General features: G+C 72.4%; 24 protein-coding genes. 7 read left to right on the top strand and 17 right to left on the bottom strand.

Annotated elements, in window-relative coordinates; genetic code table 11:
- Window positions 1-32: 32 nt before the first annotated feature.
- The 7 genes from NBW76_RS08925 to NBW76_RS08900 all read right to left on the bottom strand — a co-directional run bounded on the left by NBW76_RS08925 (window position 33) and on the right by NBW76_RS08900 (window position 5,512).
- On the bottom strand, window positions 33-1,796 hold the full coding sequence (locus NBW76_RS08925; protein ID WP_056555607.1) for a penicillin-binding protein 2: 1,764 nt from the start codon (window positions 1,794-1,796) through the stop codon (window positions 33-35).
- A complete protein-coding gene (locus tag NBW76_RS08920) occupies window positions 1,793-2,218 on the bottom strand; it encodes a hypothetical protein (protein WP_056555604.1) in 426 nt (141 codons plus the stop codon). Before NBW76_RS08920 ends, NBW76_RS08925 begins: the two co-directional genes overlap by 4 nt.
- A gap of 34 nt (window positions 2,219-2,252) precedes the next feature.
- A complete protein-coding gene (gene rsmH / locus NBW76_RS08915) occupies window positions 2,253-3,245 on the bottom strand; it encodes a 16S rRNA (cytosine(1402)-N(4))-methyltransferase RsmH (protein ID WP_056555601.1) in 993 nt (330 codons plus the stop codon).
- Window positions 3,242-3,373, bottom strand: a complete 132-nt coding sequence (locus tag NBW76_RS16865; RefSeq protein WP_255353829.1) for a hypothetical protein — start codon at window positions 3,371-3,373, stop codon at window positions 3,242-3,244. The genes rsmH and NBW76_RS16865 overlap by 4 nt, the downstream gene beginning before the upstream one ends.
- A 164-nt stretch (window positions 3,374-3,537) precedes the next feature.
- Window positions 3,538-3,987, bottom strand: coding sequence for a division/cell wall cluster transcriptional repressor MraZ (mraZ, locus tag NBW76_RS08910; protein ID WP_250246796.1), 450 nt, complete (start codon window positions 3,985-3,987; stop codon window positions 3,538-3,540).
- A 386-nt stretch (window positions 3,988-4,373) separates the two neighbouring features.
- Entirely contained in the window at window positions 4,374-4,757 is a 384-nt protein-coding gene (locus NBW76_RS08905; RefSeq protein WP_055965740.1) for a DUF3040 domain-containing protein, read from the bottom strand.
- A gap of 23 nt (window positions 4,758-4,780) precedes the next feature.
- The gene (locus NBW76_RS08900) at window positions 4,781-5,512 is read right to left on the bottom strand and encodes a methyltransferase domain-containing protein (protein WP_056555599.1); all 732 of its coding nucleotides are present in this window, start codon (window positions 5,510-5,512) and stop codon (window positions 4,781-4,783) included.
- Between the two features lie 66 nt (window positions 5,513-5,578).
- Here NBW76_RS08900 and NBW76_RS08895 point away from each other — a divergent pair, with 66 nt between their 5' ends.
- Window positions 5,579-6,847 (top strand): NAD(P)/FAD-dependent oxidoreductase, encoded by a 1,269-nt coding sequence (locus NBW76_RS08895; RefSeq protein ID WP_055965735.1) that lies wholly within the window; start codon window positions 5,579-5,581, stop codon window positions 6,845-6,847.
- 7 nt (window positions 6,848-6,854) lie between these two features.
- On the opposite strand, the gene metF is transcribed toward NBW76_RS08895, so the two are convergent.
- Window positions 6,855-7,763 carry a methylenetetrahydrofolate reductase [NAD(P)H] gene (gene metF / locus NBW76_RS08890; RefSeq protein ID WP_055965733.1) on the bottom strand — a complete coding sequence of 303 codons (909 nt, stop codon included), beginning with the start codon at window positions 7,761-7,763 and terminating at the stop codon, window positions 6,855-6,857.
- A gap of 113 nt (window positions 7,764-7,876) precedes the next feature.
- On the opposite strand from metF, the gene NBW76_RS08885 reads away from it, so the two are divergent.
- From NBW76_RS08885 to NBW76_RS08875, 3 genes are all read left to right on the top strand, one after another.
- Window positions 7,877-8,833 (top strand): polyprenyl synthetase family protein, encoded by a 957-nt coding sequence (locus tag NBW76_RS08885; RefSeq protein ID WP_235497671.1) that lies wholly within the window; start codon window positions 7,877-7,879, stop codon window positions 8,831-8,833.
- A 127-nt stretch (window positions 8,834-8,960) separates the two neighbouring features.
- Window positions 8,961-11,021 carry a Stk1 family PASTA domain-containing Ser/Thr kinase gene (pknB, locus tag NBW76_RS08880; RefSeq protein WP_056555593.1) on the top strand — a complete coding sequence of 687 codons (2,061 nt, stop codon included), beginning with the start codon at window positions 8,961-8,963 and terminating at the stop codon, window positions 11,019-11,021.
- Window positions 11,022-11,125: 104 nt separating this feature from the next.
- Window positions 11,126-11,701, top strand: a complete 576-nt coding sequence (locus NBW76_RS08875; protein WP_235493019.1) for a carboxymuconolactone decarboxylase family protein — start codon at window positions 11,126-11,128, stop codon at window positions 11,699-11,701.
- A 15-nt stretch (window positions 11,702-11,716) separates the two neighbouring features.
- Here the strand turns inward: NBW76_RS08875 and NBW76_RS08870 are convergent, their stop codons facing one another.
- The 4 genes from NBW76_RS08870 to NBW76_RS08855 all read right to left on the bottom strand — a co-directional run bounded on the left by NBW76_RS08870 (window position 11,717) and on the right by NBW76_RS08855 (window position 15,574).
- On the bottom strand, window positions 11,717-13,051 hold the full coding sequence (locus NBW76_RS08870) for a class II 3-deoxy-7-phosphoheptulonate synthase (protein ID WP_369796998.1): 1,335 nt from the start codon (window positions 13,049-13,051) through the stop codon (window positions 11,717-11,719).
- A gap of 202 nt (window positions 13,052-13,253) precedes the next feature.
- Window positions 13,254-13,733, bottom strand: a complete 480-nt coding sequence (locus NBW76_RS08865) for a DUF427 domain-containing protein (RefSeq protein ID WP_055965725.1) — start codon at window positions 13,731-13,733, stop codon at window positions 13,254-13,256.
- The gene (locus tag NBW76_RS08860) at window positions 13,730-14,767 is read right to left on the bottom strand and encodes a 6-phosphofructokinase (protein WP_055965723.1); all 1,038 of its coding nucleotides are present in this window, start codon (window positions 14,765-14,767) and stop codon (window positions 13,730-13,732) included. Before NBW76_RS08860 ends, NBW76_RS08865 begins: the two co-directional genes overlap by 4 nt.
- 54 nt (window positions 14,768-14,821) lie before the next feature.
- Window positions 14,822-15,574, bottom strand: a complete 753-nt coding sequence (locus NBW76_RS08855) for a 1-acyl-sn-glycerol-3-phosphate acyltransferase (RefSeq protein WP_055965721.1) — start codon at window positions 15,572-15,574, stop codon at window positions 14,822-14,824.
- A gap of 80 nt (window positions 15,575-15,654) precedes the next feature.
- Between NBW76_RS08855 and NBW76_RS08850 the strand changes: the two genes are divergently transcribed.
- Together NBW76_RS08850 and NBW76_RS08845 are read left to right on the top strand one after the other, a co-directional pair.
- Window positions 15,655-16,455 (top strand): carboxylesterase, encoded by an 801-nt coding sequence (locus tag NBW76_RS08850; RefSeq protein ID WP_056555592.1) that lies wholly within the window; start codon window positions 15,655-15,657, stop codon window positions 16,453-16,455.
- The gene (locus NBW76_RS08845; RefSeq protein ID WP_055965717.1) at window positions 16,448-16,939 is read left to right on the top strand and encodes a hypothetical protein; all 492 of its coding nucleotides are present in this window, start codon (window positions 16,448-16,450) and stop codon (window positions 16,937-16,939) included. Before NBW76_RS08850 ends, NBW76_RS08845 begins: the two co-directional genes overlap by 8 nt.
- Here the strand turns inward: NBW76_RS08845 and NBW76_RS08840 are convergent.
- The 4 genes from NBW76_RS08840 to NBW76_RS08825 are packed head-to-tail and all read right to left on the bottom strand — an operon-like array spanning window position 16,845 to window position 19,680.
- Complete coding sequence (locus NBW76_RS08840) at window positions 16,845-17,879, bottom strand: ROK family glucokinase (RefSeq protein WP_055965714.1); 1,035 nt, start codon at window positions 17,877-17,879, stop codon at window positions 16,845-16,847. The two genes, NBW76_RS08845 and NBW76_RS08840, sit on opposite strands and share 95 nt — an antisense overlap.
- A gap of 1 nt (window position 17,880) precedes the next feature.
- Window positions 17,881-18,900: an ROK family glucokinase gene (locus tag NBW76_RS08835; protein ID WP_082481986.1), complete on the bottom strand. Its 1,020-nt coding sequence runs from the start codon at window positions 18,898-18,900 to the stop codon at window positions 17,881-17,883.
- A complete protein-coding gene (locus tag NBW76_RS08830) occupies window positions 18,897-19,235 on the bottom strand; it encodes a hypothetical protein (RefSeq protein WP_156364835.1) in 339 nt (112 codons plus the stop codon). The genes NBW76_RS08835 and NBW76_RS08830 overlap by 4 nt, the downstream gene beginning before the upstream one ends.
- Entirely contained in the window at window positions 19,228-19,680 is a 453-nt protein-coding gene (locus NBW76_RS08825; RefSeq protein WP_056555586.1) for an SRPBCC family protein, read from the bottom strand. The genes NBW76_RS08830 and NBW76_RS08825 overlap by 8 nt, the downstream gene beginning before the upstream one ends.
- A gap of 101 nt (window positions 19,681-19,781) precedes the next feature.
- On the opposite strand from NBW76_RS08825, the gene NBW76_RS08820 reads away from it, so the two are divergent.
- Window positions 19,782-21,569 (top strand): long-chain fatty acid--CoA ligase, encoded by a 1,788-nt coding sequence (locus NBW76_RS08820; RefSeq protein ID WP_056555584.1) that lies wholly within the window; start codon window positions 19,782-19,784, stop codon window positions 21,567-21,569.
- Here NBW76_RS08820 and NBW76_RS08815 read toward each other — a convergent pair.
- Window positions 21,536-22,777 (bottom strand): hypothetical protein, encoded by a 1,242-nt coding sequence (locus NBW76_RS08815; RefSeq protein WP_056555581.1) that lies wholly within the window; start codon window positions 22,775-22,777, stop codon window positions 21,536-21,538. The two genes, NBW76_RS08820 and NBW76_RS08815, sit on opposite strands and share 34 nt — an antisense overlap.
- Window positions 22,778-22,779 lie beyond the last annotated feature (2 nt).

Below are 22,779 nucleotides of genomic sequence, written 5' to 3'. Positions count from 1 at the left end.
GAGCACGAGGAGGAACGACGAGTGCGCCCCGCCTACCATTCCTGCTCGACCTTCGGGGACTTCGACCCGGTCGGCGTGACGCCGAAGCGCTCGAGGGCCATCGACATGATGTCGTGGAAGACCGGGGCGGCGGTGGAGCCACCGCCGGCGTTGCTGAAGGGCTTGTCGAGGACGACGTAGGTGACGAACCGGGGCTCGTCGGCCGGGGCGAAGCCGATGAAGGAGACGGTGTTCTGCCCGCGCACGTAGCGTCCCGTGACGGGGTTGACGCGCCAGGCGGTGCCCGTCTTGCCTGCGACGCGGTAGCCGGGGATCTGCGCGGCGGGGGCGGTGCCGTCGTCGGCCGTGACCGCCTCCATCATGCGGGTGACCTGGGCGGCGGCCTTCTTGGAGACCACACGTCGGGTGGGCGTCTCCCGCGACTTGGTGGTGGCGCCCTCCTGGTCCACGTACCCGCTGACGACCGACGGGTCGACCATGACGCCTCCGTTGGCGATGGCGCCGACGGCTCGCACCACCTGCAGCGCGGTGACCGAGATGCCCTGGCCGAACGAGATCGTGGCGTGGTTGGCCTTGGTCCACTCGGCGGCCGGCTTGAGGATGCCCTTGGACTCGCCCGGCAGCTCCACGCCGGAGCCGACGCCGAAGCCGAACTTCCGGAAGTAGTCGTGCATCGTCTGGTTGTCCATCTGCTGGGCCGCGACGATCGTGCCGAGGTTGGACGACTTCGCGATGACGCCGGCCGCGGTCAGGTTGATCGTGCCGTGCTTCCAGTAGTCGCCGATCGGATACTTGTCGATCGTCATGCTGCCGGGGACCTTGATCTGGGTCTCGGGCGTGATCTTGCCCTGGTCGGCCAGCGCCGCCATGGTGACGGTCTTCAGCACCGAGCCCGGCTCGTACACGGTCTGGACGAAGCGCGAGACGGTGTTCCCGTCGTTGCGGGTCGAGGGCGTCTCGGGGTCGAAGGTCGGCGCCTGGGAGAGCTGGACGACCTGTCCGGTGCGCACGTCCATGGTGATGGCGAGCCCCCAGTCCGAGCTCGACGAGCGCACCGCGTCGGCCAGCCGCTGGTCGGCGTACCACTGCAGGTCCCGGTCGATCGTGGTCTTGACGTCCTGGCCGGGCTCCATCTCGACGACGGTGCTGTCGGCCATGGGGATGCGCTGACCGCTCGGTGACACCTCGTAGGTGGCCGAGCCGTCCTTGCCGGTGAGCAGGTCGTCGTACTGCCGCTCGATGCCCTGGACGCCGACCGGCTTGTCGGACTCCTTGGTCTGGCTCATGTAGCCGACGAGGTTGGCGGCCAGCTTCCCTCCGGGGTAGCTGCGCAGCGTCACGCTCTCGCCGAACACGCCGGTCAGTCCGGCCTTGCGGACGGCCTTCAACGCCTTGTCGGCCTTGGCTGCGGGCAGGTTCTTCTCGAGGACCACGTACTGGGTCTTCGGGGTGCGCAGCTTCTCGATCGTCTCGAAGTAGTCGATCCGGTCCTCGCCGAGCGAGGTCACGAGGATGCGGGCGATCTTGGGCGCCTTGTCCGCCGTCATCGTCGGGTCGGCGGTGAGGGTCAGACCGTCCACGCTCGTGGCGATCACCTCGCCGTTGCGGTCGAGGATGTCGCCGCGCGGGGCCGGGATGGTCGTCGTGTGCGTCCCGGCCTGGCGCGCCATGGCCGCGTAGGCCTGGGCGTCGAGCCCCTGGATCCAGAACAGCCGGACGCCGAAGAGGCAGAACAGCGTCACCACCAGGACGAGGCTGATGCGCAGCCGGGAGCGGGTCAGTCGTTGGCGCTTCATCGGTCCACCCTCGTCACGTTGCTGCGCGGTTCCGCCGGCTCCGGGTCACCGATGACCTCGCCGTCGCTGGGCCGCAGGAAGGCCGGGTTGGCGTTGGGCACCATCCCGAGGCGGATGGCTCGCTCGGCGAGCGCGGCCGGCGCCTGGAGGCGGTCGACCTCGCGGCGCAGCTCCTGCTGCTGGACGCCCAGGGCGTCGGCGCGGGTCGACAGTCGCGCGATCTCGAAGGCCTGGGCCTGCAGGACCGTGCTCAGCAGGATCAGACCCACGAGTCCCGCTCCGAGCACCGTCAGCACGACGACCACGAAGGGGGCCCGGCTCGCGCGGCTGCGCACGGGCGCGACGAGACGCAGCGGCAGGCTCGTGGGTCGAGCCTGCCGGGTGGTCCTCTGGCGCGGACGTGCCGCGTGCATCGTGCTCATGCCGTTCCCTCCCCCTTCGCCACGTCGTGTCCTCTCATGCCGCGGTCCGTTCCACGGCCCGCAGCCGCACCGAGCGGGCGCGCGGGTTCTCCGCGGACTCCGCGTCGCTCGCCTGCTCGGCACCCCGTGTGAGCTGACGGAACCGCGGCTCCAGCTCGGCGGGGACGACGGGCAGGCCGTGCGGGACCTTGAGGGTGGTGACCTCGGCCAGGGCCCGCTTGGTGATGCGGTCCTCGAGCGAGTGGTAGGCCAGCACGACGACCCGGCCACCGACGGTGAGCGCGTCGAGGGCGGCCGGCAGGGCCCGGGCGTAGACCGCGAGCTCGTCGTTCACCTCGATGCGCAGCGCCTGGAAGGTGCGCTTGGCGGGGTGGCCGCCGGTGCGCCGCGCCGCGGCGGGGATGCTGTCGCGGACGAGGTCGACCAGGCGAGCGCTGCGCGTGAACGGCTCGGTGTCCCGGGCGGCGACGACGGCCTCGGCGATGCGCTTGGCGAACTTCTCCTCGCCGTGGACCCTCAGCACACGGGCGAGCCGGTCCGCGGGATAGGTGTTCAGGATGTCGGCGGCCGTCATGCCCACGCCCGGCGTCATCCGCATGTCGAGAGGCGCGTCCTGCGCGTAGGCGAAGCCGCGATCGGCGAGGTCGAGCTGCATCGACGAGACGCCGAGGTCGAAGAGCACGCCGTCGACGTGGCGCAGGCCGGCGTCGGCGAGCACCTCGGGCAGCTCGTCGTACACCGCGTGCGCGTAGGTGACCCGGTCCTCGAACTCCGCGAGACGGGCGCGAGCGCGGCTGAGCGCCTCGGTGTCGCGGTCGACCCCGACGATCCGCAGGTGCTCGAAGCGGCGCAGCATCGCCTCGGTGTGCCCGCCGAGGCCCAGCGTCGCGTCGACGACGACCGGGGTCCGTCCGCCCGAGCCCGTGGTGGCGTTCGACTCGATGGCCGGGGCCAGCAGGTCGAGCACGCGGTCGAGCAGGACGGGGACGTGGCGGGCGTCGGGTCCGCCGGGCTCCTCGGTCGTCACGAGGCGCCTGCCGTCAGCGCGACCACGACGCCCAGCACCACGGCGATCGCCACGGACACGCCGGCGGAGAAGGCCATGAGCACGGCAGCGTCGGCGACCTCGTGGCGGACACGGCGTCGTTGGTTCATGGCACCTCCTCGGGCGCTCGAGGGTCGGGGTGTGGCGGGGTGGTCGTGCTGGACGTGGAGCGGGGTGGTGGAGACCGTGTGGCCTGATCCCCGTCCGTACGGCTCTGGCACCGGGGAAGTGATGCCAGGACCGGACAGCCGGAGGTCGGACCCTGCGGGCGTGGTCAGAAGATGCCGGGCATCACCTCGTCCGACATGTCGGAGAACTGCTCCTCCTGCGACGAGGAGTACTCGTCCCAGCGACGGGCGTCCCAGATCTCGAGGCGGTCCATGGCCCCGACCACCGCGACGTCGCGCTCGAGCCCGGCCCAGCTGCGGAGCACCGGCGGGATGGAGATGCGTCCCTGCTTGTCCGGCACCTCCGAGGAGGCCCCGGAGTAGAGCATGCGCACGAAGTTGCGGGCCTCGCGGTTCGTGAACGGCGTCTCGCGGATGCGGTCGGTGAACGCGCTGAACGAGTCGGTCGTCCAGCCGTAGATGCAGTTCTCCTGGCCGCGGGTCAGCACGATGCCGCCCTCGAGCCGGGGGCGGAACTTGGCGGGCAGGAACAGGCGGGACTTGTCGTCCAGACGCGGCGTGTAGGTGCCGAAGAAGTTGTTCGCATCGATGCCCACCTCCTTCCACCTCGCCCTCTGCGACGTGCCCCGTGGTGCGACCACCGCGCCACGAATGCTCCATTTCGCACCACAGTACCCCACACTCCACCACCGTCAAGCCGATTCGCCTGGTTTCGCGGCACCTTTCCGCCCGCCCTCTCCCCCGACGCCAGGACGGTCCGGCGCTGGGATTGCAGCCCTGCACCGGGAAGCGCGCCGACCCGGGGCGCGTGGTGGAGCGTGGTGGAGCGACATCGCCCCCACGGAGGGCGCATGGGCCCCGACGCCCGCTCGAGGACGCACGAGACCCCGCACGCACGACGACGCCGGGCCCCGCGTGTGCGGGACCCGGCGTCGGGTGGTGGTGCGAGGGCCGGCGACTCAGCGTCGCGGGCTCGGGTGGGTCAGAGGTCGTCGCCCTCCTGGCGACGCTGCCAGCGCTCCTCCATGCGGTCGACGAACGACCCGGAGGGCTTGGGCGAGGACGGGCGCGAGGGCGCGGCGTCGGGCGACGCGGCCAGGCCGTGGCGCCAGGCCGTGACGAAGAAGTAGGCGCCGACCAGCATCACGAGGAACCCGGCGACACCGAGCCAGGTGGTGGCGGTGACCGCACCGGCGAACATGACGCCCAGGCCCACCAGGAAGCCGAGGCCCGCCAGGACGGCGATCTTGCGGTTGCGCGCCGCCTGCTTGGACCCGCGCAGCGTCGAGGCGAAGTCGGGATCCTCGGCCGCAAGGGACTGCTCGAGCTGCTGGAGCAGGCGGGCTTCTTCGTCGGAGAGTGGCACGGGGGCCTCCTGGTCAGGTGGAACTACGTCAAGTCTAGGCGGGCGATGGTGTGCAGACCACCCGAGATCCCTGAGAACTCGCTGGACGACCGGACGAGTCGCTCGAGAGCGTACAGCCGCTCCCGCGCGCCGGGCTCGGTGTCGACCACCGCACTGGGCACGAGGTCGGCGAAGGTCCGCAGTCCCGACACGGAGGAGAGGGCGAACCCGGCTCCCTCCAGCTCGGCCGCGAGCTCGCTCTCGACGTACCGCCGAGGCCCTTGGGCGCGCAGGTCCCAGGTCGGCGCCGTCGAGCCGTGGATCGTGGCGGCACCGTCGAAGTCACCGGTGATCGCGCGGGCGAGCACCGCTGCCGGCCGTCCGGCCACGACCACGCTCACCACGCCCGACGGGCGCAGGACGCCGGCCACCGCGGCCAGGGCCTCCGCGGGATCGTCGACGTACTCGAGCACGCCGTGCAGGACCGCGAGGTCGGTGGAGGCGGCGGCGACGTGCTCGCCCAGGTCGGAGGTGTCGGCCAGGACGCCGACCACGTGGTCCTCGACGCCGGCCTCGGCGGCCCGACGACCGAGGGACGCCAGGGCGTCTGGGCTGGGGTCCACGACGGTCACCCGGTGGCCCAGCGCCGCCAGGCGGACGGCGTCACCGCCGGTTCCTCCTCCGACGTCGAGCACGTCGAAGGGACCCTCCCCCGGCACGGCCGCGATCGCGTCGAGGACCGCCTGCCACATGATCTCCTGACGCACCGGACGCATGGCGCCACTGTGTCACAGCGCCTCGGTCCGCACCGAGGCTCCTCGCGCATGACCTAGGGTGCGGGCATGGCGAGGATCGTGGTGGTCGGCGGGGGCTTCGCCGGCACCTCGCTCGCGGCGCGTCTCGCGAAGCTGCGGCACGAGGTGGTGCTGCTCGAGGCCTCCGACCGGCTCGGCGGTCGTCTGCGCGGTCACCGGGTCGGTGACGGCGTGTGGCAGCTCGACCCCGACACGTTCACCCTCCCGGGGGTGCTGCGGGACCTGTTCCGCAAGTCCGGCCGCCCCCTGGACGCCGCACTGACCATCGAGACCGTCCCCGGGCGACGCCACGTGTTCGCCGACCGAACGGTGATGGACCTGCCCATGGGCCGACGGTCGGGCCAGGTCGACGCCTTCGTCGAGGCCTTCGGGGTCGACCCGTGGAGCCCCTGGCTCGACACGATGTCGGACCGTTGGGACACGGTGCGCCGACGTCTGCTCAACCAGGTCCCGGACGAGGACGCGCTCGACCGCTCCACCCGCCGGATCCTCGAGGCGCGGCGCACGCTGCGTCGCGAGACCCAGCGGGTCCTCGACGACCGGCAGCTGCGGCGCATCGTGCTGGACCCCGTGGTCCTGGCCGGCGACGACCCCCGCCTGGTGCCCGCCGCCGCAGCCGTCGTCCACCACGTGGAGAGGGGCTTCGGGCGGTGGGCCGTCGACGGTGGGATGCCCGCGCTGGCCGACGCCCTGACGACCCGCCTGCAGGAGCGTCGGGTCGAGGTCCGCCTGCACACCGCGGCCTCGGGGATCACCCGCGACCGGGGGTCCGTGACCGGCGTGACCACCGACGGCGGTCCGGTCGAGGCCGACGTCGTCGCCTGGTGCGCGCCGTGGTGGCCCGACGGCCTGCCGGAGCCGACGCTCCACCCGCGGATCCCGGCGCACCGCACGCTGGTCCGCCTGGCGGCGGACGCCCCCGACCTCCCCCGGGACGTGGCGATCCACTCGGACCCGCCCATGCAGCTGTGGGAGTCCTCGCCCGGCTGCTGGACGATCACGCACCACAACGCCGAGGACCCCCTCGTCGCACTCGTCCGAGTGGGCGTCGACCTGCGCGAGCACGTCGTCGAGCGCCACGACCTGCGACCGGCCGACCTGGTGCGTCTCGGCCACTGGGGCTGGCAGTGGAGGGGCTGGCGCACGATGCTCGAGCGACCGGGGCCGCGCCTGCCACCGGGTCTGCTCATGGCCGGGGCCCACGCCTACCCGGGCGGCTCCCTCGAGGAGATCGGCCTGGCCACCGAGGCCCTGGCCGAACGTCTCGGTCCCGTGCCCCGTCGTCCCGCCACCTGAGCAGACCTCAGACCAGGCCCTCGCCCCGCAGGGTCTCGAAGATCTCGCGCGTCGCCTTGGACCGGTTGAGCGTGATGAAGTGCAGCCCGGGGGCACCGGCGGCCAGCAGGTCGCGGCACAGCTGCGTCGCGAGCTCGATGCCGCGCGTGCGCACGGCGTCCTTGTCGTCGGCGACCGGCTCGATGACGTCGAGCACCTCGCGCGGGATCTCCGCCCCCGAGAGCTCGGCCATGCGCGCGACCTGGCCGAAGTTCAGGATCGGCATGATGCCCGGCACGATCGGCAGGTCGCTACCTCGCGCCCGCGTGCGCTCGACGAGGTCGACGTAGTCCTGCACGCGGAAGAAGAACTGCGTGATCGCGAACTCCGCGCCCGCCCGGTGCTTGGCGACCAGGACGTCGGCGTCCGGGTCGCGGCCCCCGGCATCGGGGTGGCCCTCGGGGAAGGCCGCGACGCCGATCGAGAAGTCACCCAGGTCGCGTGCCAGCTCCACCAGCTCGATCGCGTGGTCCATGCCCCCGGGGTGCGGCTCCCAGGGCTCCCGCGGGCCACCCTTCGGGTCGCCGCGCAGCGCGAGGACGTGGTGGATGCCGGCGCTCGCGTACTGCTTGAGCACCTGCTCGATCTCCGCGCGGCTCTGCCCCACGAGGGTGAGGTGCCCGATCGCGCGGATGCGGGACTGCTCGGCGATGCGCGACGTCACGCGCACCGTGCGCTCCTGGCTCGTGCCGCCGGCCCCGTAGGTCACCGAGACGAACGTGGGCTGGAGCGGCTCGAGGTCGGCGATGGTGCGCCACAGCACCTCCTCGCCCGCATCGTCCTTCGGCGGGAAGAACTCGAACGACACGCACGGGCGTGGGTGGCGGAGGTCCTCGAGAAGCGATCGCGAGGACGTGGGCGCAGGACCGTCAGTCACGGGCCAACGGTATCGTCCGAACGGTGGGAGCAGCCGACCTTGACCGATTTCGGGACGACGTCGCACGTGAGCTCTCTCGCTTCGGCGACGATCGGCGCGCGGCCCTCGTCTCGGTGGGCCCCGACCTGGCCCCCTTCCTCGACGCGGCGACCTCGTTCGTGGCCGGGGGCAAGCGGTTGCGGGCGGCGTTCTGCCGGGCGGGCTGGCTGGTGGCAGGTGGTGACCCCGACGACCCCGCCGTGGTCACGGCCTCCGCCTCGCTGGAGTGGCTGCAGGGCAGCGCGCTGGTGCACGACGACCTCATGGACGGCTCGGACACCCGCCGAGGGAACCCCAGCGTCCACCGTGCCTTCGAGGCGCAGCACCGGGCCGGGGGCCAGGACGCCGTGGGGGACGCCGAGCGCTTCGGCCTGTCGACGGCGGTGCTCCTGGGCGATTTGATGCTGTCGTGGGCCGACGAGCAGCTGCGCTCGTCCGGCCTGCCGCGCGTCCCGGAGGCGTTGCACTTCCTCGACCTGTGCCGGTCCGAGGTCGTGGCGGGCCAGTACCTCGACGTCCTCGCCCAGACCCGTCCGACCGTGACGGTTGAGGAGGCCATGACCATCGTGCGGTTCAAGGCGGCCTCCTACACGGTGGAGCGGCCCCTGCACATCGGGGCGGCCCTCGCCGGCGCCGACGCCGACCTCATCGACGGGCTGAGCGCCGTCGCCCTGCCTCTCGGCCAGGCCTTCCAGCTGCGCGACGACGTGCTCGGGGTCTTCGGCGACCCCGCGGTCACCGGCAAGCCCGCCGGGGACGACCTCCGAGAGGGCAAGCGCACCGTTCTCGTCGCCCGGGCCACCGAGCTCGGCAGCGACGACGACCGCGCCCTCCTCTCCCGCCTCCTCGGCACCCGCGAAGGGGTGGAGCCGCTCACGGACCTGATGGTGCGCACGGGCGCCCTCGCGGCCGTCGAGCGTGACATCGCGCGCCTCGAGGACGAGGCCGACGCCGCGATCACCGCGCTCGGCGACCACGCCCGGTCCGTCCTCGGCCCTCTGGCCCTGAGCGCGACCCGCCGCACCTCCTGACCCGCAAGGGGGTCCGGGCCGAACAGCGGGGCAGGACACGGGCGGCGGAGCACGCCCGGCGCGCGGGCGTTCTCTACACTCGTCGCAGGGTCAGCCGGCCCTGGGAGCGGACGTGAGGAGGTCCGGCGTGACGGTCATCCGCGACGACGCCCTCGTCGGACGCGTCCTCGACGGTCGCTACCGCGTGGGCGAACGGATCGCCCGTGGCGGCATGGCCAGCGTGTTCCACGGTCACGACGAGCGGCTCGACCGCCCCGTCGCGATCAAGGTCATGCACGCCGGCCTCGGCGACGACGACGAGTTCTCCCAGCGCTTCGAGCGCGAGGCCCGCGCCGCGGCCAAGCTGAACCACCGTGGCGTGGTGGCGGTCTTCGACCAGGGGCGCGACGGCGACGTCACCTACCTCGTCATGGAGTACGTCCCCGGCAGCACCCTGCGCGACGTCATGCGCGCGGAGACGCCGATGCCTCCCCTGCGAGCCCTGCACCTGCTGGCCGACGTGCTCACCGCGCTCTCGGCGGCCCACCGGGCCCACCTGGTGCACCGCGACGTCAAGCCCGAGAACGTCCTCATCACGCCTGACGGCGAGGTCAAGGTCGCCGACTTCGGCCTGGCGCGGGCCGTGAGCGCCGCGACCACCGCCACCGGCGGGACGCTCATCGGCACCGTCTCCTACCTGGCGCCCGAGATCGTGGTCAACGAGGGCGCCGACGCACGGTCCGACGTGTACGCGTGCGGCGCGCTGCTCTACGAGATGCTCACGGGCACCAAGCCGCACACGGGCGACTCCCCCATCCAGGTGGCCTACAAGCACGTGCACGAGGACATCGCCGCCCCGTCGGCGGTGCGTCCTGACCTCCCGCCCTACGTCGACGCCCTGGTCGCCCGCGCGACCGTCCGCGACCGCTCCCAGCGGTCGCAGGACGCCGGCGTGCTGCTGCGGCAGGTGCGTCTCGTCGAACGCGCCCTGGCCGAGGGGCTCGACGACGACCCCGACCTGACCGCCGACCTGCGGCCCCGTCCGATGGCCGCCGACGAGGAGCCGACCCGTCCCGTCGACCTCGAGCACGAGGCACCGGACGGCGAGCTCACGGGCCCGATGACGCCGGCCGAGGCGAGTGACCTCGACGACGGCGGCGAGACCGTGCTCGTCGACCGCGAGACCGGCGAGGTCGTCGCGCGCGCCGAGCCCACCATGCGGTGGAGCAGCGAGACGTGGACCGACAGCCGGACGGCGACGGCCGCCGCGGCACCGGGCCTCCACCCCGCCATGACCGCCGAGGACTACCAGCAGTCCCGCGACCAGGACCGTTCGAGCAGGCGCGGACGCGTGCTCCTGGTCGCAGCGGTCGTCGCCGCACTGCTTTTGGCCGCGTTCGGCTACTGGCTGGGCGTGGGCCGCTACGCCGACACGCCCCAGCTGGTGGGCCAGGCGGAGGCCCAGGCCGCCGAGGAGGCCGAGGCCGCAGGCTTCACGCTCGACGTCACCCGTCGAGCCTTCTCCGAGACCGCCCCGCTCGGCACGGTGCTCTCCACCGACCCCGCGGCCGGCGACCGCCTGCTGCCGGGCGACACGATCCACGCCGTGGTCTCCAAGGGCAAGGAGCGCTACGCGATCCCCAACGTCCAGGGACAGACCGTGGACCAGGCGCGCGTCGCGTTCGAGGAGCTGACGCTGCAGGTCGGCGACGTGACCGAGGCCTACAGCGAGAAGATCCCCGAGGGTCGCATCGTCCGCGCCGTGGACCAGAAGGTCGGTCAGCAGGTCAAGCGCGGCACCGTGATCGACCTCGTCGTGAGTCGCGGTCGCCAGCCGATCGACGTGGTCGACCAGACCGGGAAGTCGCAGGCCGACGCGGTGAAGGCGCTGGAGGACGCCTCCTTCGACGTGAACGTGACCCAGCGCTTCTCCGACGACGTCGACAAGGGCGTGGTCATCAGCCAGTCCCCGTCCGACGGCACCCGCTTCAAGGGCGACACGATCACGATCGTCGTCTCCCGCGGGCCCGAGAACGTCGACGTCCCCGACGTCATGGGCCGCCCCCGCACCGAGGCCGTGGCCGCTCTCGAGAAGGCCGGCTTCAAGGTCGACGTGAAGAACCGCATCCCCGGGGCCGACCGCGTCGTGTTCCAGGAGCCCGGCTCGGGCGAGGCCAAGGTCGGCTCGACCGTCACGATCTACGTCTGACCTCGCGGTCGGGCGCCTGCATCCACACCCGCGGGCTCGAGGGCGACGCACCCCACAGCACGTTTCTGGTGCACTCGTCCCAGTTGCACCTCTAGGCTGGCCTCGTGACCGCCTCCCCGACGCCGCCTGCCTCCCCCGAGCCCATCGACACCGCGCCGCGCATCGGTCCGGGTGACCGACGCGACCTCGGCCTCGTCAACCACGGCATCAGCAGCATCGCGGGCCGCGTCATCGGTGGCCACCGCCCGAACGTGTTCACCACGCTCGGGCGCCAGCGGCGACTGTTCCGCGCCTGGCTGATGTTCAGCGCGGCCCTCATGCCGTTCGGACGACTCCCGCGCACCGAGACCGAGCTGGTCATCCTGCACGTCGCGACCCTGCGCGGGTGCGACTACGAGCTCGACCACCACCGACGGATCGGCCGCAAGGTGGGACTGACGCCCGAGCAGGTCGAGCACGTCGGTGACGCCACGTGGGACGGCTGGACCGATCGTCAGCGCGTGCTGCTGGACGCGACGGCGTCACTGGTGCACGACCGCGACCTCGACGACGCCACGTGGGCCCGCGTGCGCGAGCACCTCGACGAGGCGACCGCGATCGAGCTGCTCATGCTGTGCGGGCAGTACGACGCGCTCGCCACCACGCTCATGACGCTGCGGGTGCCGCTCGACGGTCGCTGACCGCCGAGGGGTCGGTCAGCGCTCGCGCAGCATGTCGGCGACGAGGAACGCGAGCTCGAGCGACTGCTCCCGGTTGAGCCGCGGGTCGCACAGCGTCTCGTAGCGCGTCGCGAGGTCCTCGGCCGACAGCCGACGCCCGCCACCGACGCACTCGGTGACGTCGTCGCCGGTGAGCTCGACGTGCAGGCCACCCGGCCACGTGCCGAGCGAGCGGTGCACCTCGAAGAAGCCGCGGGTCTCGTCGATGACGTCGTCGAACTCCCGCGTCTTGTAGCCGGTGGACGCTTCGAACGTGTTGCCGTGCATCGGGTCGCACACCCACGCGACGTCGAGCCCGGCAGCGGTGACCTTCTCGACGAGGGCGGGCAGGAGGTCGCGGATCTTGCCGGCGCCGAACCGCGTGATGAACGTGACCTTGCCGGGCGTGCGCTCGGGGTTGAGCTTCTCGTAGAGGGCGATCGCGTCGTCGGCCGAGGTGGTGGGGCCGAGCTTGACGCCGATGGGGTTGGCGATGTGGCTCAGCAGCTCCACGTGGGCGCCGTCGAGCTGACGGGTGCGCTCGCCGATCCACACGAAGTGGCCGGAGACGTCGTACGGCTGCTCGGTGCGTGAGTCGATGCGGGTGAGGGCGTGCTCGTACTCGAGGATCAGGGCCTCGTGCGAGGAGTAGAAGTCGACCGAGCGGAAGGCGTCGGGCTCCACGCCGATGGCGTCCATGAAGGCGAGGGCGCGGTCGATCTCGCCGCCGACCTTCTCGTAGCTGACGCCGACCGGGCTGTTCTTGACGAAGTCCTTGTTCCACTCGTGCATCTGGCGAAGGTCCGCGTAGCCACCGGTGGTGAAGGCACGGGCGAGGTTCAGGGTGGCACTGGAGGCGTTGTAGACGTCGACGAGTCGCTGCGGGTCGTGCACGCGCGACTCGGGGGTGAAGTCGAAGCCGTTGACGGCGTCACCGCGGTACGCCGGCAGCGTGATGCCGTCACGGGTCTCGGTGTCGCGGGACCGCGGCTTGGCGTACTGGCCACCGAGGCGACCGAGCTTGACGACCGGCACGCTCGCCGCGTAGGTCAGCACGACGGCCATCGACAGCAGCACCCGCAGCTTGTTGCGGACGTTCTCGGCGGTGACGCCCTCGAACGTCTCGGCGCAGTCGCCGCCCTGCAGCAGGAAGGCCTCGCCGCGCGCCACGGCGGCCATCCGGTCGCGGAGGTCGTCGCACTCGCCGGCAAACACGAGCGGTGGCATCCGGCGCAGCTGCCCGAGCGCACGCTCGCGCGCAGCAGGGTCGGCATACGTGGGCTGCTGGGCAGCACCCATCGCATGGAGGTCGTCAAGGCTCGGAATGCTCACCGGTCAAGGATACGGGGACCCCGTCCGCGCCCACGACCACCCACGCGCACGTGGACGCCGCCGGGGCGACACGCTGCCGGCCGAAGCCCAGGTCGGCGACCCCAGCCACCACAGGTCGAGCGAAGCGAGACAGGCGGCTGGGCGGAGCCCAGGGCGGCGACGAAGGAGCCGCCGAAGCGGCGAGGAACGAGCCGCGAGCCGCCTACCATCCCAGCGTTCCCGGAGCCCCCTTGAACGGTCCGCTCACGCGCGAGGTGATCCAGCCGCCGTAGAAGTCGCCGTCCTGGGCCTGGACGACCTCGCCGTCGACGGTGCAGCGGTCCATGCGGCCGGGGTAGAGGGCCAGGTGGTCGAGGAGCATCTCGTAGCCGGGCCGGGGCCGGGGGTAGGTCCAGGCTCCGGCGGGGACGACGCGGTCGCCGACGACGAGGTCCCAGTAGCTCGCCTCACCCTTGAACTCGCAGACCGTGGTGCCGGCGATCGGCCGGAGCACGCCCTCGGCCACGGCGTCGACGGGCAGGTAGTAGGTCGGCGGGTGACTGGTCTCGAGCACGCGGTAGCTGTGCGTGGTCCGCAGGATCTCGACACCACCGAGCTCGACGACGACCAGCTCGTCGCTGGGCTCGACTGCAGGCGGTCGCGGGTAGCTCCAGACGTCCTCGACGTCGCGTCCTTCACTCATCCGAACAGCACCTCGGCCTCCTCGTAGAGCTCGGGCCGGACGAGCTTGAGCTCACCGGTCCCCTCGCTGAGCGGGACCCGGACGATGTCGGTGCCACGCAACGCCATCATCATGCCGAAGTCGCCGTCGTGCACGGCCTGGATGGCGTGCAGCCCCAGGCGGGTGGCGAGCCACCGGTCGAACGCGGTCGGGGTGCCGCCGCGCTGCACGTGGCCCAGCACCACGGCCCGCGCCTCCTTGCCGGTGCGCTCCTCGATCTCCTGCGCCAGCCGCTCCCCCACGCCACCGAGCCGCACGTGGCCGAAGGCATCCTTCTCGCCGGACTGCAGCGTCATGCCCGTGCCGTCGGGCGAGGCGATCGGCACTGCTCCCTCGGACACGACCACGATGGGCGAGAACCTTGTGGCGAACCGGCTCTCCACCTGCGCGCAGACCTTGTCGATGTCGAACGGCCGTTCCGGGATCAGGATGATGTTCGCGCCCCCGGCGAGCCCGGAGTGCAGGGCGATCCAGCCGGCGTGGCGCCCCATGACCTCCACCACCAGCACCCGGTGGTGCGACTCGGCCGTCGTGTGCAGCCGGTCGATCGCCTCGGTGGCGATGTTGACGGCGGTGTCGAAGCCGAACGTGAAGTCGGTCCCCGACAGGTCGTTGTCGATGGTCTTCGGCACGCCGACGACGGCCACGCCGAGCTCGGCGAGGCGGGTGGCGACCCCGAGGGTGTCCTCGCCACCGATGGCGATCAGTGCGTCGCAGCCGCGGGACTCGAGCGTCGCGCGGATCCGCTCCACGCCGCCCTCGACGGCGAACGGGTTGGTCCGCGACGAGCCCAGGATGGTGCCGCCACGCGGCAGGATGCCCCGGACGTCGGCGACGCCCAGCTCGCGGGCGTCGTCCTCGAGCGGGCCGCGCCAGCCGTCACGGAAGCCGATGAACTCGTCATCGAACGTCTGGACCCCCTTGCGGACCACCGCCCGGATCACCGCGTTGAGTCCGGGGCAGTCACCGCCCCCGGTCAGTACTCCGATCCGCATGGCTCGCTCCTTCGTCGGTACCGACGTCGTGCCCGCCTCGTGCCGGGGTGGGCCTCACTCGGGCTTGATCTGGTCCCACACCTCGTCGGACTCGGCGCGCTCGACCGCCTTGGCGGCCGCGCGCTCCGACTCCTTGTCGCGCTTCTTGGCGTCCTGGGCGTAGAGGTCGACGTACTCCTGGCCGGAGAGGCGCATGATCTCGTACATGATCTCGTCGGTGACGGCGCGCAGGATGAAGCGATCGCCCTCGAGGCCCTCGTAGCGGCTGAAGTCGAGCGGCTCGCCGAAGCGGACGCCCGGGCGAGCCATCTTGCCGAAGACCTTGCCGGGGGGCGCGACGACGTCGGTGTTGATGACGGCGAGCGGGATGACCGGTACGCCCGCCTCCAGCGCGATCCGCGCGACGCCCGTGCGACCGCGGTACAGCTTGCCGTCGTGGGAGCGGGTGCCCTCGGGGTAGATCCCGCACACCTCGCCCTCGGAGAGCAGCCGCAGCTGGGTCGCGATGGCGCCGGCGGCGGCGGAGCCGCTCGACCGGTCGATCGGGACCTGGCCTGCACCGGAGAAGAACTTCTTCTGGAACCAGCCCTTGATGCCGGGCGACTCGAAGTACTCGGCCTTGGCCACGAAGGTCACGCGACGCGGGATGACCAGCGGCATGAAGAGCCAGTCGCTGTAGGACAGGTGGTTGCTGGCCAGGATGACCGCCCCGTCCTTGGGCACGTTCTCGGTGCCCTCGGCCCAGGGCCGGAAGATCAGCTTCAACAGCGGACCCAGCGCCAGGAACTTCAGGAACCAGTAGAACAACGTCGCCTCCTCAGCGTCACCCGGACACTACCGCGCTCAGGGGGGTGCACGGTGGCGACACCGTGAGGGAGGATGCATCCATGAGCCCCACCTCCTCCGGATCCAGCGCGTCGCAGCCCTCCGTCGTGCCGGGAGCCGAGCCCTTCACGAGCGACGGCGGACCCGTCGGGGTCCTGCTGAGCCACGGCTTCACCGGCTCGCCGTACTCGATGGTCCCCTGGGGTCGCGACCTCGCCGACCGGGGCTACACGGTGCGGGTGCCCCGTCTGCCCGGCCACGGCACGACGTGGCAGCAGATGAACCGCACCACCTGGTCGGACTGGTACGGCGCGCTCGAGACCGAGCTGGACATCCTGCGCGACACCTGCGAGCGGGTCGTCGTAGGTGGGCTCTCCATGGGCGGCTGCCTCGCCCTGCGGCTGGCCGAGCAGCGTCCGCACGACGTCGACGCGGTGGTCGTGGTCAATCCCGCCATCGCCTCGCGCGACCCGCGACTGAAGGCCGTCCCCCTCCTCAAGTGGGTCGTCCCCTCGCTCGAGGCGATCGGTGGCGACATCAAGAAGCCGGGGATCGAGGAGAACGCGTACGACCGCACGCCGCTGAGGGCCCTGCACTCGATGATGCAGCTCTGGGGCGACGTGCGGGCCGACCTCGGACGGATCAAGGCCCCGGTGCTCTTCTTCCGCTCCACCGACGACCACGTCGTCGACGACAGCACCCTGTCGCTGGTGCGCGAAGGGCTGCGCCCCGGGCTCGGGGAGTTCGTCACGCTCGAGAACAGCTACCACGTGGCCACCCTCGACAACGACGCTCCGCAGATCTTCGAGCGCTCCGCCGCCTTCATCGCCGAGCACGCAGGGCCGGGACGCGCCGGTGGCTGACGTGGGCGGCCCCGGCTCGGGCGGGCGAGGGCCGGGCGACACAGGACCGGACGGGAACGCACCGGGCGACGGTCCCGACGAGGGCGGGCGCGACGCGTTCGACGACATCGTCAGCCGCCTCGACCTCGACCTGCCCTTCCCCGCGGAGGCCGACGAGCCCGACCCGGCACCGGTCGAGGAGCCTGCCGAGCCCGAGCCGTTCGAGCTCGACGACGAGCCCGACCCGGTGGACGAGCAGTTCTACCGTCGGGTCGACCCGGGTCCGGGTCGGCCCATGCACCGTGGGCGAGCCGTCGCCTGGGGCGGCCTGGTGGGATCGCCGCTGCTGCTCATGTTCGCCTCGCTGGCGGGTCAGTGGTTGTCCAGCCCCGTCCTGCTCGGCGCGGCCCTCACCTTCGTCGCCTCGGCGATCTACTTGATCGCGCAGCTGCCCGAACACGGACCCTCGCAGCGGGATTGGCCGGACGACGGCGCCGCGCTGTGAGTCGGGCCATGTCGGCCGCGCCGATCAGCCCGGCCTCGGGGCCGAGGTGCGCGCGGACGATCCGGGCCTCGGACCGGTAGCCGCGACCCGTCAGCGTGCGCGAGTAGGCCTCGCGTGCCGGGCCCAGCAGCATCTCGCCGGCGTCGCTCACCCCTCCGCCGACGACGAACAGACCGGGGTCGAGCGCCGCGGCGAGGTTGGCCATGCCGACGCCGAGCCAGTCGCCGACGTCGGCGATCCAGGAGATCGCCTCCTCGTCGCCGTCCTGCGCGAGCGGAGTGACGTGCGCCCCCTCGACGCGATCGGCCCCACCGGCGGCCTCGGCCAGCCGGCGGCCGATGGGCGAGCCCTCGGCCACCGCCGCCGCCGCCCGACGTCCGAGCACGCGCCCGCTGGCGTACTGCTCCCAGCAACCGAGGTTCCCGCACTCGCACCGGTTGCCGCCGGGCACGACCTGCATGTGCCCGAACTCCCCCGCGATGCCGAAGTGGCCGCGGTACGGCAGTCCGTCGATGACGAGCGCGCCGCCGATGCCGGTGCCGAGCGTGATGAGGACCAGGTCGGGCTCGTTCTGCGCGGCCCCGAACCGCCACTCGGCCCAACCGCTGGTGTTGGCGTCGTTGTCGACCATCACGGGCAGCATCGTCCGGCGGGCGACCCGGTCGCGCAGCGGCTCGTGCCGCCACGCCAGGTGCGGCGCGAAGAGGACGGTCGACTGCGACGCGTCGACGAAGCCTGCGGCGCCGATGCCCACGGCCTTGACCGGGAGCTCGGCGCGGAACTCCGCCGTGATCTCGGTGATCGCGTCGAGCACGGCCTCCGGCTCGGTCGTGGGCGTCTCGCGGCGGGTGCGGGCGACGACCCGTCCGTCCTCGTCGACCACGCCGGCCGCGATCTTGGTGCCGCCGATGTCGATGCCGACGGCCAACCTGTCCGCCATGTCAGTCCCCTGTTCCTGAGCCGGGTGCGGAGCCGACCCTCTGCGCCGTCGCACTGCGGGCGGAGCGGCCGAGGTCGGCGGCGCCGACGATGCCGGCGTCGTTGCCGAGGGTCGCGAGGCGCACCTCGGCCACACGACGGTGGAAGCGCGCGGGCAGGTGCTCCTCGAAGGCCTCCCGCACGGGGTCGAGCAGGAGGTCGGCGGCTGCCCCGACCCCGCCCCCGATCACGATGACGCTCGGGTCGAGCACGGCGGCGAGCGAGGCGCAGCCCTCGCCGATCCAGGCCCCGAGGTCGCGCAGCAGGTCCACCGCGAACGGGTCGCCCTCCTGGGCGAGGTCGGTGACCAGCGGACCCTTGATCTTCGCGACGCCACCGGCGCGGGCCACGAGGGCCGCCGCTGCCGGGTCGTCGCTCGCAGCCCGTTCACGTGCCTCGGCCACGAGGGCGCTGCCGCTCGCGTACTTCTCGAAGCACCCGTGCTGACCGCACCCGCACAGGCGCCCGTCGCGGACGAGCCGCAGGTGCCCGATCTCGGCCGCCGCGCCGAACCCGCCGCGCATGAGGTCGCCGTCCTGGATCACGCCACCACCGACCCCGGTACCGATGGTCACGAGCAGCAGGTCGTCGGAGTCGGCGCCGGCGCCGAACCGGTACTCGCCCCAGGCCGCGGCGTTGGCGTCGTTCTCGACGACGACGGGCAGCTCGACCAGCTGGGCGATCCGCTCGCCCAGCGGCTCGTCGCGCCAGTCGATGTTGGGGGCGAAGGTGACCGTGGACCGGTCCGCCGCGACGAACCCCGCCGCACCCACACCGATCCCGGCGACCGGGTGCTGGGCCTGCGCACGGAGCCGGCCCACCAGGTCGGCCACGAGCCCGGCGATGGCGTCGGCGTCGGGCGTGGGCTCCGAGACGCTGGCCAGGATGGTGCCGTCGGGCCCCACGAGGCCGGCGGCGATCTTGGTGCCGCCGATGTCGACCCCCACGCCGAGGCGCGTGTCGTGGTCGTGCGTCGAGCTCATCGGCTCGCCTCTCCCTCGTCGGTACGTCGGTCGCTCGTGTCGTGGGTGCCGTCGCCCTGGCGCAACGCGGTCTCGAACGCGTCGCGCACGGTGCGCGCGAAGTGCAGCGCCGCCACGGCGACCTCCTCGACCACGTCGGGGTTGGTCTTCACGAAGCCCACCACCTGGCACACCGGGCACCACGACGTGGTGCACACGTGCGCGTCGGCGTCGGCGTCGGGCGACCCGGCGTCGGCGTCGTTCCGCCGGGGCGCCGTGGTGTCGGCGTCGACGGCGAGCGCTCGCAACAGCTTGAGGGTCTCCTGTCCCAGCGACCCCACCTCGTCGTCAGCCAAGAGTCTCGACCCGTTGCTTCAAGCCGCTCAGGGCCGCGTCGATGATGACCTTCTCGGCCTTGCGCTTGAGCGTGCCGAGCAGCGGCACGGCGACGTCGACGGCGAGCTGGTAGGTCACCCGCGTCCCGCCGGCCACCTCGGCCAGCGCGTACGTGCCGTCGAGCGCGGTCAGCACCGTGGCCTTCTCCGCCAGGCTCCACGACACCGACCGGTCGCCGTCCCAGGTGTAGAGCAGCTCGTAGGTGTCGCGGATGGGTGCGGCGTCGAGGGTGAAACGGACCCGGTCGGCCCGATCGCCGACGGAGTCGCCGGCAGCTCCCGGCTCGACCACCTCGGCGCTGCGGACGCCGGTGGCCCACGACGGATAGGCGTCGAAGTCGGCGATCACGGCCATGACGTCCGACGGTGCGGCATCGATGACGATGTCGCTCGTGGTGCGCGCCATGGGCCCTCCTCGCTTCCTCGGGATCCTCATCGTAGTGGGACGCCGCTCCACGTCCGCCCCGCGGCTCCCGTGCCCGTTCGACGCCGAGTAGCCTGCCGTACGTGAACGCTGCGGACGGTGACCGACCTGACCCTGCCGCGTCGGACGGACGCCCCGACCGGGGCAACCTGACCGACGACGTGCTCGACCGCCTCGCGGCCGATCCGGAGGCCGTGGCCCTCGCCCGACGTGGGCCGGACGGCTGGTCCGACGTGACGATCGGCGCGTTCCACGCCGACGTCGTCACCGTCGCCAAGGGACTCCTCGCGGCAGGCGTCCGGCCGGGCGACCGGGTCGCCCTCCTGTCGCGCACGCGGTACGAGTGGACGCTCGTGGACTACGCCGTGTGGTGGGCCGGAGCGGTCACCGTGCCCATCTACGAGACGTCCTCGACCGACCAGGTGGCGTGGATCCTCTCCGACTCCGGCGCCGTCGCAGCCGTCGTGGAGAGCGCACAGCACCTCGGACGGGTCGACGAGGCCCGTCGCGACGCCCCGGACCTGAAGCACGTGTGGACCATCGACGAGGGCGGCCTCGACGAGGTCCGCTCCGCCGCCGCGGGCGTCAGCGACGCACAGCTCGAGCAGGCCAGGGCGACCCTCACGTCGGACTCGCTCGCCACCCTCATCTACACGTCGGGCACCACGGGCCGTCCCAAGGGCTGCCGGCTCACGCACGGCAACTTCCGGGCCGAGCTCTCCGGGGCGCTCGAGCAGCTGCCCGATCTGTTCGGCCGCGAGAACGCCTCGACACTGCTCTTCCTGCCGCTGGCGCACGTGTTCGCGCGGATCATCCAGGTCGGCGCCATCCGCTCCGGCACCCGGCTGGGCCACACGGCCGACGTGAAGGACCTGGTGGCCGACCTCGGCGAGTACCAGCCCACGTTCGTCCTGGCGGTCCCCCGCGTCTTCGAGAAGGTCTTCAACTCCGCGAGCACCAAGGCCTACGCCGACGGCAAGGGTCCGATCTTCGACCGGGCCGTGGCGACGGCGATCGCCTACAGCAAGGCCCAGGACGCGACGACGAGGCGCGGGAAGCCCAAGCGGGTGGGGGCGGCCCTGCGCGCCAAGCACGCCCTCTTCGACCGGCTGGTGTTCGCCAAGCTGCGTCAGGCGCTGGGTGGCCACGCCGAGTGGGCGATCTCCGGCGGCGCGCCGCTCGGCGACCGGCTGGCGCACTTCTACCGGGGCATCGGCGTCACGGTGCTCGAGGGCTACGGCCTCACCGAGACCACGGCAGCACTGTGCGTGAACACGCCGTCCGACCAGCGCATCGGGACGGTCGGGCGTCCGTTCCCCGAGACCGAGGTACGGGTTGGCGACGACGGCGAGCTGCTGTTCCGCGGCCCCCAGGTGTTCACCGGGTACTGGAACAACGACGAGGCCACGGCCGGGGCGCTCGACCCCGACGGCTGGTTCGCCACCGGCGACCTCGGCGACGTAGACGACGACGGCTTCGTCCGCATCACCGGTCGCAAGAAGGAGATCATCGTGACCGCCGGCGGCAAGAACGTCGCCCCCGCGGTGCTCGAGGACCGGGTCCGCGCCCACCCGCTGGTGAGCCAGTGCCTCGTGGTCGGCGACGGCAAGCCGTTCATCGCCGCGCTCGTGACGATCGACCGGGAGGCCTGGACCGGACCCCTGGACTCCCCCGAGCTGGAGACGCAGGTCCAGCAGGCCGTCGACGACGCCAACGCCCTGGTCTCGCAGGCGGAGTCGATCCGCAAGTTCGTCATCCTCGACGACGACTGGACCGAGGAGAACGGCTACCTGACGCCGTCGTTCAAGGTCAAGCGGACCGCGGTGCTGCGCGACCTTCACGACACGGTCGAGGCGCTCTTCTCCAGGTAGGCGCGCCACCGGGCGGTGATCTGCTCGACGCTCAGCCCGAGGCGCTCCCGGGCGGCGTCCGCGACGTCGCCACCGTCACGCACGTCCTCGTAGAAGGCCACGATCCGGTCGTTCGACGTCTCGTCGGCGAGCATCTCGAAGACGAGCCATGCGGACTCGTAGACCGCGCCGAGCCCGTGCCCGCCGGCGGAGGCGAAGGCCTGGGCGTCGGGAAGGGCGTCGGGCGGGCCGTCGGCACGGACCTGGGCGAGGATCTGCCCGGCGCTCACCGCGAGCGGCGCGTCGTCGTCGCGCAGCGCCACGTAGTCGGCGAAGCCCTCGGCCACCCACGTCACCATCGAGGTCCCGACCGCTCCGGTGAGCAGGTGCGCGGCCTCGTGCGTGATGACGACCTGCCGGGCGCGGGCGTCCATGCCGGCGAAGAGGTCGGGGTTGAGCACCACGACCCGCGCGGTCCCGGTGGAGCCGTCGACGGTGGTCGTGACACCGGCGATCGCGGCCACGTCCTCCTGGGACTGGCCCACCAGCGCCGCGGTCGTGGCCCTGCTGCTGGGGGCGATCACCGTGAGCCGACCGTCGGCCTCCGGCACCGTCGCCCGCACGCTGCGGTCCGCAGCCCTGGCCGCGGCCAGGGCGTCGAGGTCGGGCACGCCACCGTCGATGCTCACCACGCGGACCGCGTCGCCTGCCGACTGGACACGCACGTCGCCCGCCAGCCAGAGCGGGAGGCGGTCCCCCACGGCCGCGGCCCCGCGCACGGCGAAGGTGCCGTCGTCCCGGGGGTCGAGGCGCAGCCCCACCTGCGTGGACCGGACGCTCGTGCCGGCCACGGGCGACGCGTCACCGGCCCGCCACGAGACCTCGACCGTCGCGAGGGTGGAGCCGTCGGCGCGGTCCGCCACGTCACCGCCCGAGACGTAGCGCAGCGACACGTCGGTCACCGAGAGCGCCTCGCGCGCCTGCCAGGCCTGCTCGGCGAACGTGCGCGCCCGGGACCCCTCGCCGGCTGCGGCGACGAACTCCTGCTCCGTCGTGGCCCGTGAGAGCGCGGTCAGCTGGTCCGCCAGCACGACACGTGCGTCGTCGGGGATCGCGACGACGTCCGCGTCCTCCGACCCGCCTGACCAGGGCCGCTGCCAGAGCAGCACCGCGAGCGCGACCCCGAGGAGGACGAGCGCGGCCGTGATGTTGGCCGAAGGCCTCCTCACGG

It is taken from the genome of Aeromicrobium sp. Leaf245 (assembly GCF_942548115.1).
GTDB lineage: Bacteria > Actinomycetota > Actinomycetes > Propionibacteriales > Nocardioidaceae > Aeromicrobium.
Note: the sequence above shows the minus strand (reverse complement) of the source record. Positions and strands in the feature narration are given on the sequence as shown.